Annotated in this window: 9 protein-coding genes; 5 read left to right on the forward strand and 4 right to left on the reverse strand. The window is 63.8% G+C overall.

What is annotated here, in order from left to right; all coding sequences use genetic code 11:
* Positions 1-104 precede the first annotated feature (104 nt).
* Entirely contained in the window at positions 105-1346 is a 1242-nt protein-coding gene (locus tag JJC00_RS19665; protein WP_200467635.1) for a threonine synthase, read from the forward strand.
* An 87-nt stretch (positions 1347-1433) separates the two neighbouring features.
* A complete protein-coding gene (locus JJC00_RS19670; RefSeq protein WP_200467636.1) occupies positions 1434-2405 on the forward strand; it encodes a tripartite tricarboxylate transporter substrate binding protein BugD in 972 nt (323 codons plus the stop codon).
* Positions 2406-2427: 22 nt separating this feature from the next.
* Here JJC00_RS19670 and JJC00_RS19675 read toward each other — a convergent pair whose 3' ends face one another.
* The 3 genes from JJC00_RS19675 to JJC00_RS19685 all read right to left on the reverse strand — a co-directional run bounded on the left by JJC00_RS19675 (position 2428) and on the right by JJC00_RS19685 (position 5827).
* Positions 2428-2823: a response regulator transcription factor gene (locus tag JJC00_RS19675; protein WP_246773856.1), complete on the reverse strand. Its 396-nt coding sequence runs from the start codon at positions 2821-2823 to the stop codon at positions 2428-2430.
* An 83-nt stretch (positions 2824-2906) separates the two neighbouring features.
* Positions 2907-3566: a response regulator transcription factor gene (locus tag JJC00_RS19680; protein WP_200467637.1), complete on the reverse strand. Its 660-nt coding sequence runs from the start codon at positions 3564-3566 to the stop codon at positions 2907-2909.
* Positions 3563-5827 (reverse strand): PAS domain S-box protein, encoded by a 2265-nt coding sequence (locus JJC00_RS19685; RefSeq protein WP_200467638.1) that lies wholly within the window; start codon positions 5825-5827, stop codon positions 3563-3565. The genes JJC00_RS19680 and JJC00_RS19685 overlap by 4 nt, the downstream gene beginning before the upstream one ends.
* Positions 5828-6745: 918 nt before the next feature.
* Between JJC00_RS19685 and JJC00_RS19690 the strand changes: the two genes are divergently transcribed.
* Complete coding sequence (locus JJC00_RS19690) at positions 6746-7141, forward strand: hypothetical protein (protein WP_200467639.1); 396 nt, start codon at positions 6746-6748, stop codon at positions 7139-7141.
* 724 nt (positions 7142-7865) lie between these two features.
* Here JJC00_RS19690 and JJC00_RS19695 read toward each other — a convergent pair.
* A complete protein-coding gene (locus JJC00_RS19695) occupies positions 7866-10055 on the reverse strand; it encodes a lytic transglycosylase domain-containing protein (RefSeq protein WP_200467640.1) in 2190 nt (729 codons plus the stop codon).
* A 325-nt stretch (positions 10056-10380) separates the two neighbouring features.
* Here JJC00_RS19695 and JJC00_RS19700 point away from each other — a divergent pair, with 325 nt between their 5' ends.
* Both JJC00_RS19700 and JJC00_RS19705 read left to right on the forward strand, forming a co-directional pair.
* Entirely contained in the window at positions 10381-12117 is a 1737-nt protein-coding gene (locus tag JJC00_RS19700; protein WP_200467641.1) for an adenylate/guanylate cyclase domain-containing protein, read from the forward strand.
* Positions 12118-12222: 105 nt separating this feature from the next.
* Positions 12223-12399, forward strand: a complete 177-nt coding sequence (locus tag JJC00_RS19705) for a hypothetical protein (protein ID WP_200467642.1) — start codon at positions 12223-12225, stop codon at positions 12397-12399.
* Positions 12400-12422 lie beyond the last annotated feature (23 nt).

The raw sequence follows: 12422 nt of genomic DNA on the forward strand, positions 1-12422 counted from the left end.
CGGAGCAATCCAGGCTGTTTCTGCGGAAGGACTCTGGATTGCTTCGCTGCGCTCGCAATGACGAGCAGAGAGAGTCGTTTGCAAAATAAGAAGGAAATCACCCCATGCATGATAACGACAACCTGACCATCGAGCGCCCGACCTTCGTCACCCATCTCGAATGCGCGATGGAGGGCGATCATTACGCGGCTGATGAGATCCACAACCTCTCCAAGGCCGGCAAGCCGCTGCTGGTGCGTTACGACCTCGCCGACGTGAAGAAGGCGCTGACCAAGGATGCACTCGCTCAGCGCCCCGCGGACATGTGGCGCTACCGCGAGCTGCTGCCGGTGCGTAAATGCAAGGATATCGTCTCGCTCGGCGAGGTGACGACGCCGCTGATCCGGCTGCCCAAGCTCGGCAAGAAGCTCGGCGGCGGCGAGATCATCGTGAAGGACGAGGGACGTCTTCCGACCGGCTCGTTCAAGGCGCGTGGCCTGGTGATGGCGGTGTCGATGGGCAAGGCGCTCGGCATCAAGCACATGGCGATGCCGACCAACGGCAATGCCGGTGCGGCGCTTGCGGCCTACGCGACGTCCTGTGGCATCAAGACCACGATTTTCTGTCCGGCCGATACGCCGGAGGTGAATGTCAGCGAGATCGAGCTGCAGGGCGCGACCGTCTACCGCGTCAACGGCTATATCGACGATTGCGGCAAGATCGTCGGCGAGGGCAAGGCCAAGGTCGGCTGGTTCGACACCTCGACGCTGAAGGAGCCGTACCGCATCGAAGGCAAGAAGACGATGGGCCTCGAGCTCGCCGAGCAGCTCGGCTGGGACGTGCCCGACGTGATCTTCTATCCGACCGGCGGCGGCACCGGCCTGATCGGCATGTGGAAGGCCTTTGACGAACTGGAGAAGATCGGGTTCATCGGCTCGAAGCGCCCGCGCATGGTCGCAGTGCAGGCCTCGGGCTGCGCGCCAATGGTGCGGGCCTATGACGCCGGCACCGAGCATGCCACGCGCTGGGAGGACGCCCACACCATCGCTTCCGGCATCCGCGTGCCGCAGGCGATCGGCGACTTCCTGATTTTGCGCGCGGTGCGCCAGAGCAAGGGTTTTGCCATCGCGGTCGACGACGACAAGATCTCGGCGGCGCTGAACGAGGTCGCACGCGAGGAGGGGCTGTTGCTGTGCCCGGAGGGCGCCGCGACCTACGCCGCCTACAAGGCAAGCCTCGCCGACGGCCGCGTCAGCAAGACCGACCGCGTCATGCTGTTCAACTGCGCGACCGGCCTGAAGTACCCGCTGCCGCCGGTCACCCGCACGCTCGATCGCCATAAGCCGATTGACTACACGCAGTTCTAGCGCGTCATTTCGTCTCTTCACGAACGATCCCTCTTCCCGTACGCGGGAAGAGATAAAAACAAAAACTACATCGTTGGGGAGAACACAATGAAGAAGGCCGCCTGGGCCGGGCTGATCGGCATTCTCGCTCTCACCGGCGTCGCGCGCGCCGACGATTATCCGTCGCATCCCATCACCATCATCGTTCCGTTTGCGGCGGGTGGCCCGTCGGATGCGATGGCGCGCGTCCTCGCCGAACGGATGCGGGTCTCGCTCGGTCAGCCCCTGGTGATCGAGAATGTCACCGGTGCGGGCGGCTCGATCGGGGTCGGGCGTGCCGTGCATGCGGCGCCGGATGGTTACACCATCTCCTTCGGCCATCTCGGCACCCACGTCGCCAACGGCGCGGTCTACAAGCTCAATTACGATCTCGTCGCCGATCTCGAGCCGGTGGTGCTGCTGCCGAGCAATCCGATGATCGTGGTCAGCAAGAACGCGGTACCCGCGACCTCGCTGAAGGAGCTGCTGGCGTGGCTGAAATCGCGGCCGTCGCCTCCGACCGCCGGCACCGCAGGCGCAGGCTCCGGCAGCCACATTGCCGGCGTCTATTTTGAGAGCGTCTCGGGCATCAAGCTGCAATTCGTGCCGTATCGCGGCACCGCGCCCGCGCTGAACGATTTGATCGCCGGCCAGATCGACGTCATTGTCGACCAGACCTCCAACTCCATCAACCAGGTCCGCGCCGGCACCATCCGCGCCTACGCCATCACCGACGACAAGCGCCTCGCCTCGGCGCCCGACATCCCGACCGCGGATGAAGCGGGCCTGAAGGGCTTCCACATGACGCTGTGGTCGGGAATGTGGGTGCCGAAGGGCACGCCGAAAGAGATCGTGACCAAGCTCAACGCGGCTGCCGTCGAGGCGCTGAACGATCCCGGCGTGAAGAAGCAGCTTGAAAGCCAGGGCCTGGAGATCACGCCGCAGGATCAGCTCACCCCCGAGGCCCTCGGCACCCGCCAGAAAGCCGAGATCGCGAAGTGGTGGCCGATCATCAAGGCGGCGAACATCAAGGTAGAGTGAGGCGAGGCTCACGTGTGCGGCATCACGCCGGGGCGTCCCCCCGCCCACTCAGGGCCATCTCAAGGCATCGCATCAGCTCCGAGGTGGCGAACGGCTTGCCAAGGAAGCAGAGTGCACCGGCCCCCAGCGCACGTGCGCGTACGTTCTCATCCGGAAACGCCGTCATGAATATGAACGGCGTGGCCGAGCCCTGGGTTCGCATCTGCGTTAACAGATCGATCCCGCCCATGACCGGCATCTGCACATCCGCAATCACGCAGCTGGCGCCGTTCAGATCGGTCGAGCCCAGGAACGCTTCGGCCGAGGCAAATGTGTGGACGACGTATCCGCGCGACGCGAGAAGATTGTCGATCGCGGCCCGCACATAGGGATCATCGTCGAGCACAGAAATCAATGAAGGCGCTGAAGGTGCTGACAAGTCCGTCCGCTCCCGAGCTGCTTGCCGTCGCACCGCGGCCGGGAGCAAAGGTGGGCCCATCAAGCGGGATTTGGAACTCATACTTAGGTTTGTTCGTCCCGCGTGGCGCGCTGAATCGCGAGCGCCTCGTTCATTTTGACCAGCTCGGCGAGCGACTTGGCACCCATCTTCCGCATGATCTGGCCGCGATAGATCTTGACAGTGATTTCAGCCAACCCCAGCTCGGCGGCCACGTTCTTGTTCATCTTGCCGGACGCGACCAGCGACAGGACGTCCCGTTCCCGCGGGGTCAGGGATTCGAAGCGGGACCTGACGTTCGATACCGTTTTCTCGATCTCGCGGCGCTTGCGGTCGCGCTGGATCGCGGCCTGGACTGCGTCCAGCATGTCTTGGTCGCGCACCGGCTTGGTCAGGAAGTCGACCGCGCCACTCTTCATGGCCCGGACGGTCATGGGAATATCGCCATGGCCGGTGATGAAGATGATGGGCGTGTGGATGTTTGCCTTGGCAAGATCGGCCTGCAGGTCGAGGCCGCTCAGTCCCGGCAGGCGGATATCGAGCACCAGACAGCTGGGGACCTCAGGCGGCTTGCTTTGCAGGATCTCCGGCGCCGAGCCGAATGCAGCGACCCTGAGGCCGACCGATTCGAAGAGATTGACAAGCGCCCGGCGCACCGACGGGTCATCGTCGACGACCAGGACGATCGGCTCGTCCGGCGGGGAGGGCGCGGGGCGCTCCGTCACGACGCGTTCTCCTGATACAAGGGCAGGGCGATCTGAAACGTCGCGCCCCGGCCCTCATTGGACGAGGCCGAAAGTCGTCCGCCGTGGGCCTCGACGATGGATCGGCAGATCGAGAGCCCCATGCCCAGGCCGCTGGATTTGGTGGTGAAGAACGGTGTGAACATGCGATCAATCGCATCGGCAGAAATACCGACGCCGCGGTCCGTCACGCTCAGCAGCACCGATCCGTTGTTGTCCGGACCGGAGCAGATCACCAGCTCGCGCGGGCGGTCCGTAACGCCTTCCATCGCTTCGATCCCATTCATGATCAGGTTGATCAGCACCTGCTGTAACTGGATTCGGTCGCCGAAAACGTTGGGCAGCACTGATCTCAACTCCATTCGCACCGATACGGCGTGGGTGGCCATCTCGCGCTGAACGAGCGCGACCGCCTCGCGAATGACCCGGTTGAGGTCGAGCGGGACCATCTCGACGTCGGTTCTCTTGGCGAGGGCCCGGACGTGACGGATCACCTCGCTGGCACGGTTTCCATCCTCGATGATCCACTCCACCGAGCGGCGTGCCCCTTTCAGATCGGGGGGACTGCGCTGCAGCCAGCCGATGCACGCGTCGGCGTTGGCCATCACAGCGGCGAGGGGCTGATTGAGCTCGTGAGCAATCGAGGCGGTCAGCTCGCCGAGCATCGTTACGCGTGTCACATGGGCCAGCTCGATCTGTGCCTTGCGCAGTGCCTCTTCGGCCTGATTGGCCCGGATGGTCGCGGTCACATCGGTGCAGACGCCACGATAGCCGAGGAAATTGCCGTTGGCGTCGAAGAACGGTTTGCCGCTGGTGCGAACGTAGATCGGCTGTCCGTCCCGCTCCCTGCTCCGGTACACAAGGTCGCGAAACGGAGCGTGCGCGTCGAGTGCCGCCCGATGCTGTTGCCACTTCTCCGGTTGCAGCGCCGCATCGGGAGCAATGTCCCAACGTGTGAGCCCGACCACTCCGGAAGGGGCCATGCCGGCGGTTTCACGATGTTCGGAGACGCGGGTGACGCGATGGTCGGGACCGGTCTCCCAGAACCAGTCGGACGCCGTTTCGGCGTGGTCGCGGAAGCGTTGCTCGCTTTCGCGGAGTTGTCGTTCCGCCTCCTTCGCCGGAGTGACGTCGCTCACCGAGCCAACGAACTCGAGGCCACCATTGGCGTCTCGCGTGGCGCGGGCCACCGCACGAACATACTTTACGGCGCCGTCCGGCATCACGAGCCGGTATTCGTGATCGTAATCGCGACCATCGCGCATCGCGCGCCCTGTGGTTCGCTGCACCGCGAGCCTGTCGTCCGGATGGATACGCTGGAGCATGAATGGGATCGTCGGCTTCTCAGCCTCGTCGCATTGGAAGATGCGATACGTCTCCTTCGACCAGGTAATCTCGCCGGTCGCGGCCTTCCAGCCGAAGCTGCCGGTGTGGCTCAATTCCTGCGCCTGGGCGAGGTAAGCCTCGCTCTGTCGCAGCGCATTCTCCGCTTCCTTGCGCTCGGTGATGTTCTCGCAGGCGACCAGCACGATCTGCTTGCCATCGCCTTGCGGCATGGCCTTGGCGTTCTCGCGGACCCACAGAACCGAGCCGTCCTTGCGCACCTTCCGGATTTCCCAGGTGTGAGACTGCCCGACGGTCTCGAGGCAGAGCGCAACGCAATGGGCGACGAAGTCGCGGTCTTCCTCGAAGAACACGCCCAGCACCGATTGGCCGATCAGCTCCGCTGCCGTATAGCCCAGTTGCGCGGCGCCGAACGTGTTCACGTTCACCACGGTCCCGGCAGGATCAACCATGAAATACATGACCGGGTTGTGCTCGAAGACCTGCTGCCATTGCTTCACAGCCTCGCGCAAACCGACATCGCTGGATTCACGGCTCGGCTTGGCGGGGCCAACTCGCCGTTCGCTGCGGGCCTGCTGGATCAACCCCGATCCGATCAGGCATGCGAGGATGAAGGGAGCGATGACCAGGCGATCCTGCGGATCGGAGATGCGGAAATCAAGGAGCGGCGGCGCCGAGAAATAGGCGAGCGCAGCAACGGCGAGGAGAGTGAGGAGGCCGGAGGCCAGGAAGCTGTCCGTGAGTGCGAACAGCAGGATCACCACGAGATAGCAGAACGCGGTCGCGGCGAGCCCGATCTGGAGGAAGAAACCGGCCGTGGTCACCAGCGCCAGCACAGCGCAACCGAAGACGAATTGCGCGGCAAACTTCCATGTCTTTGCAATCTGGCCAGGCTTCATCGCAGACGTCCCGGCTCATCTCTGCGGTGAATGCAAGTAGACCACGTTGCGACAACATCGGCAATTCCCCCTGACCAAAGTCGGATCGATCGCGAGGGCGAGGGGATGACCTGACAACGTGCCGCCTTCGAACTTGCGGTTTGCCATGCTGCTCGTCGCCGCGAACTGAGCGCGACTACGCTGCCAGGAATTCGCGGAGACCGTGCAACCGGTGCGCCGTGCGCCGTCTCGTTGCGAAAATGCCGGTCAGGGGCCCGGGCAACTACGGGACAAACCTAGGTATAGCTCGCCCAACCCTAGTCATGTCGGCCATTTACCTCCGTACAATTGAGCACGTCGTTGCTGGCGGAATAGCCTCATGACCGATTGGGAAGCGTTGATTGTGCTGCCGCTGGCGGCGATGGCGAAAGAACCGGGTCTCAAGCGTACGGTTCGAGCGATCTCACCGACAGACGCAGGACGAAAGACCAAGCCGCTGCGTTGCTCGGGATGTCGCCATGAGAGTGAAGCTCTGCGCCCGTTGCCCGTACGTTCCGCAGGATCTGGCGGACCATTACGACGCCTGCGCCTCGCTTCATCTGTGCGCACGCTGCGACGGCGAAACGGCGATTTCCGCGATCCAGCACGCAAATGAATTCGAAGGAAGAGAACGGACAACGGAACGAGGGAGAGAACGATGTGCGACAAGTCCGAGCAGTCTGAGCGCAGTCCTTCAGACCGCGGCTGTGCCGTATGTAGCAGGCAGTTTGGCTTGATCCGATACTATTCCTGGAGAACCGCGCTCTGTTCCAGGAAGTGCCTGGATCATTTCCGTGCGCGCAGGGAACGTGACCGCCGCTGGCTGTTTCGAGTTCAGGTGGCGTGAGGACCAGCCGGAGAGGTCGGAGCGTTCAGCAATTCTGATCCAGGAGGCTGTGTGTGAACCCAACGTGCAAGCTCCTCTTATCGGGTGTCCTCGTCCTTTGCCTCACTGCGGCGGTCCGGGCGCAGGAGGTTGGGCAAGGTGCTGCCCATCGCCAGCATCCTCCTCAGGATCAGGCTCTGCACGAAAAGTTCTATTCGACCTGGCACATGCCGGATAACCCGGCGCTCAGCTGCTGCAACAGCTCGGACTGCTATCCGACCGAGATTAGGTACGAGGAAGGCAAGCTCTACGCGCGGCGGAGGGAAGACGGCAAATACATCCTCGTCCCCGCCCGGAAGGTGGAGCGCAACAGGGACAACCCCGATGGCCGCAACCATCTTTGCGCGCCGCCGCCTGCGCTTTCCCCGCTGGATAGCGTCTATTGCTTCGCATTGGGAGGTGCCACATGAGGTTCGCCTTCGTCTTGGTGAACGACAGGACTCCATTCCGGCAAACTTGGTGCTTGCAGTGCTGCGAATGCATCAGCGGCAGCTATCTGCGCGAGATCGGGACGCATCTCTCCTATTGCGACTATGAATGCTACGCGCTGTTTCGTGCGGCTGTTGCGGAGCAGCAAGAGCGCGCGAGGGTGGCGTCATGAAGTTCGTGGTGGTCAATCACGATCCGCCGTCACGCGAGGCCGCGTGTAGCACATGCTCGCGGCCGCTCCGGTCCGGCTATATCCGGCATGCGCGGGCGCAGCGCCGGTACTGTGACCATGATTGCTACCGCCGAAACGAGTTCGCGACGCTGATATTGGATTGGTCGATGCCCGGCCTCGCTGGGACGCAGGCCACCGAGCAAATCGCGGCCGTCGCCAGCCGCGCCATCGAAGTCCTCGCTGTCTTGGGTGCGGTGTGGTGCTGGAGCTCTACGATGCAGATGTGGACTTTCTCGCGAGCATTGACCGACGCATGTTTGGGCGCTCACGATCCGGCGGCTATGGAAGGAGCTGGTAGCGAGCCACACAATTGAGCCCGCGTGGAGCCGCAGTCACTCGATCTGAGCGGCGCCTCGGTCCAGCCCCGGAGGCGTCGACCAGCCAGGGTGGGTTAGCAGATGGCGTAACCAACCATGCCCCCTCCACATCGTGGTGGGTTGCGCCTCGCTAGCCCACCCGCAGCTCCAAAGGTGTCAATTCGCGCCCCTGAAGCTCGCGGGCGTCGCGGCGGCGCGCGGCGCGACATTCGCATCCTGCGTCACCACGCGCTGGTCGGTCTTGCCGGCCACCGCGCCGCTGGCCTCGAACCTTGAGCGATAGACCAGCACGTTCTCCATCACACGCTGGACGTAGTTGCGCGTCTCCGACAGCGGGATGCGCTCGACCCAGTCGACGGGATCGATCTTGGGGTCGCGCGGGTCGCCGTGCGCCTGCACCCATTCCCGCACGCGGCCGCGGCCGGCATTGTAGCCGGCGAAGGTCATGATCTGGTTGCCGCGGTATTCCGAGAGAAGCGCGCTGAGCTCGGCTGCGCCCATCTGTGTGTTGTAGACGGGATCGGAGACCATCCTGTCCCAGTCATAGGTCACGCCGAAGCGCTTTGCGGTGTCGCGGCCGGCTTCCGGCGTCACCTGCATCAAGCCGACCGCATTGGCGGCCGACTTGTCGCGCTGATTGAACGAGCTCTCGGTGCGCGCCACCGAATAGATCACGCTGGTCTCGATCGCGGGCGCAACCTGCTTGTGCTCGGGGATGCCGATGGTCGGGAAGGCGTAATGGTCGAGCGCGAGCCCGCGCGCCAGCGCCGACTTGCCGACCTCCAACATGACGCGTGCGTCGTTGCGTCGGCCAGCGAGCTCGCCGAGCGCTTCGAGCGCGGCCACATCTGTGCTCTCCTTGGAAAAATCCTCGGCATAGTAATATACCGTGTCGCGCTCGCCGATGCCGTAGAGCATGTCGGCGGCGCGCACGCGTTCGTCCGTGGGCGGCGTGTCGGCGGAGGCCAGCACGGGCGAGGGCGCGCGCAGCTCGATTCCCTCGAGGCCAAGTCGCGCACGGGCAAGCTGGCCGTAATAGGCGGTCGGATAGCGCGCCGCGGCCCTGTAGCTCATGCGTGCGTCGGCGACTGCGCCCATCGCCTCGGCCGCACGGCCGCGCCAGTAATGGCCCCGCGACAGCGCGATCGGATTGGCCGAGCCCTCGTCGATCGCCGCGAAGTGCATCAATGCGGTTTTGGGATCGTCGAGATAGCGCAGCGCGATCCAGCCGCACATGAAATGATAGTCGACGCGATAGACTTCCATTGCCGGCACCGCGGCCGCACGCACCACGTCATAAGCGGTCCTGGACTTGCCCTGGTCGAGCAGTTTTCGCGCCAGCAGGCGGCGCTCGCGCCACCAGGCATCGGTATCCTGCGCCGCCATGGTGTCGGGCGCGGCAGCGAGGATCACCTCAGCCGCATCGTCGATGCGGTCCTTCTGGATATGCCATTGCGCGCGGCACAGCACATAGCCGAGATCGCGACGCTCATCAGCCGACACGTCATCAAGATAATCCTTGGCCTTGTTCTCCTTGCCGTTGACCGCCGCGCAGGCCTTGACGATCGCGAGCGCGTCTTCGCCGAGCCGCTTGGCCGCGCGCCTTGCGCCGGCGTAGTCCTTGGCGCCGAGGCGCTTATCCATGCGGGCGCGATGATCCTCGGCACGCAGAAGATCGTGAAAGGCTTCGTATGAATCCGCCTCGCTACGCTCCGACAGCTCCTCAGAGCGCCAGGCCTCGCGGACCAGACGCGCGGCCCGCTCGCTGTCGCCTTCGGCGATCAGCACGCGGGCGAGCGCGAAATTGCCTTTGGCGCTGGTCGGCCGGTCCATCGTGAAGGCGTGCACGGTGGCCGCGTCGGTCTTCTCCTGCCACAGCCGCGCCTCGGCACGCCGGCGCAATAGCGCGGCGCTCGGCCAATCCGGATTGGCGGCGAGGAAGGCGGCGTAGCACTTGAAATTCGCGGTGCTCTCGGAATGGCGAAGCATGAACCAGTCGGCGAGCTTCTGGCCGGCGGGATCGGCAATGCGGTCGCGCACGGCAGCGGCGTCGTCGGTCTTGCCCTTGCGCGCGAGGTCGATGGCGTCCTTCAGCGCGGCGAGGTCGCCCGTCAGCGGCGGGGTTGCGGGCTTGTCCGCGGGCTCCTCGTCCTGCTTCTTCGACTTGCGCTTGGCCTCGGCATGTTTGCCGTGCTTGCCGGCCGCAGCATGGCGCTGCTTGCCCGCTTTGGCCTCATGCGTTTTCTTCGGCGCTGATGATTTGCCCTTCGCTGCCAACTCCGTCGGAAGGAGCGCCAGTGAGGCCACGGCAACGAGGCACGCGAGCGAGCGTAGGCACTGGTTCATTCCGTGGTCCCCCCTGCGAAACCAGTACAAACCAAAGTCCGCGACGACACGCGGTTCGAGAATCAAATCGACATCAAAAACAGTGACACGGCATCGTTTCGCATTCCTCACACTCCCGCAACAATGCGGCAAAATACGGATGGAGTGCGGGAACCTGTGCAACGGGGGATAGAACTGGGCTTTTAACCTTTGTTAACAAACAGGCCTCGCGCGACGGCTATGGGCAAGTTCATGGCGCCACGAAGGCACGATTGCGCGTGTTCCCGGTCGAGAATCCGGTGTATTGAGTTCCATAGACCGTTCTTTCAGCCTTTGCTTGTACCTCATGCCGCTTTTCAACCAGTCGATCCGGCGCAAGATCGTCGGCATCGCCCTCGGATTGATCGTCCTGATGCTCGTCACCTCGATCCTGTCGATGGTGATGTCGAGCAAGGTCGGCGTCCTCCTGGATGAGCTGACCAACCGTTATATTCCCGCCTACGGGCACTTGGCGCGCGCCAATATCCGCTCGCTGGAGCGGGCGCTGGCACTGCGGCGCATGGTCATGACCAGGATGCAGTCGCCCTCGGATGAGGAGGCCTATACGGCGCGCCTGCACGAGTTCGAGGACGTCGACCGCAAGATCGAGGAGGAGGCCGAGGGCGCACGCACGCTGATCAACGCGATCATCGACGATCCCCGGACGCCGTCCGACAACGCCACGCTCGCGCGGATCGAAACCCGCATCGAGACCGCCGTCTCAGAGCTGCGCCGTGACATGAACGAGGACCATGCAAAACTCCTCAAGCAGGTCGACGCCAGGCAGATGGACAACGCCCGCGGCACGCTGGAGCATCTCGATGTTCTCCGTGACAATTTCAACCAGAAGATCGACGCGATCCGCGCCGACATGCTCAAGCAGGTCTTCTTCTCAACGTCGCAGGTGATCGGTCACCAGCGCCAGGCCATCATCATCTCCGGCATCGTCACGATCCTTGCGGCGGTGGTCGGATTTGCCTTCGCGCTGCTGGTCAGTAGCGGCATCACCCGCCCGGTGCGGTTGCTGCTGGCCGGGGCCCGCGAAGTCGAGGCAGGTCGCTTCGACAAGAGCATCGCCGTCTCGACCCAAGACGAGATCGGCGAGCTCGCGGCCGCCTTCAACCGCATGATCGAGCAGTTGCGCCACAACGAGCGCATCCGCGAGACCTTCGGCCGCTATATTGATCCCAAGGTGGTGCAGGGCCTGATCGACCGGCCCGAGGTCGCAATCGACGGCCAGCGCCGGGTGATGACCATCATGTTCTCCGACATGAGCGGCTTCACCTCGATGAGCGAGGGTATGACCCCGCGCGGCCTCGTCAAGGTGATGAACCACTATTTCACGGTGATGTCCGCTCCGATCCGGAACAACCGCGGCGTGATCGACAAATATATCGGCGACGCCATCATGTCCTATTGGGGCCCGCCCTTCGTCGAGGAGGACGAGCAGGCGCTGCTCGCAGGCCTGTCCGCCATCGACATGGCCGACCAGGTGCCGGCGCTGCAGAAGCAATTGCCGGATCTGCTCGGCATCCGCGCCATGCCCGTGCAGTGCGATCTCCGTATCGGCATTGCCACCGGCGAGGTCCTGACCGGCAGCATCGGCTCCGAGCTGATGATGAGCTTTACGGTGATGGGCGACGCCGTGAACCTTGCCTCGCGTCTGGAGGCCGTCAACAAGCTCTACGGTACCCGCATCCTGATCTCGCAGGCCACCGCCGAGGCGATCGGAGCGCGCCTCGAATTCCGCGAGATCGATCGTCTCGCGGTGGTCGGCCAGAGCGTGCCGCAGCCGGTGTTCGAGGTGATGGGACGGGCAGGCGCGCTCGCGGAGCCGCAGGAGAGCCTGCGCGCGCACTATGCGGAAGGCCTTGCCGCCTATCGCGGGTGCCGCTTCGACGACGCACGCATGGCGTTCAACGCGGCGCTGGAGCGCTGCCCCGGCGACGGGCCGTCACGCACAATGCTCGCCCGCATCGCGCGGTTCGAGACCAATCCGCCGGCAGCCGATTGGGACGGCGCCTGGCGATTGGACAGCAAATAGCTGTCCGCCTGTGAATAATTGTTTCTATCCCATAACGATGTTTGTCGTGACCTAATTCCCGGGCTTAGCTTTGTTGTCCTTGAGGCGTTTAATGGGGATACGCCGATGACAGAACTTGAGGACAGGCTGGAGCGGTTCGAGACGCTGACCGCCGAATGCGAGCTGATTGCCAAGCTCGCCACCGACAGCAAAAAGCGCGAGTTCTACCTGAGACTCGGGGAGCAGTACCGTCAGCTTGCGGTGGACATGCGCCAGGTGATCGCGAGCAAGGCCGCGGCCTGAGGGGTTCCCGTAGGAGCGAGGCG

Source organism: Bradyrhizobium diazoefficiens, from assembly GCF_016616885.1.
GTDB classification, from domain to species: domain Bacteria; phylum Pseudomonadota; class Alphaproteobacteria; order Rhizobiales; family Xanthobacteraceae; genus Bradyrhizobium; species Bradyrhizobium diazoefficiens_F.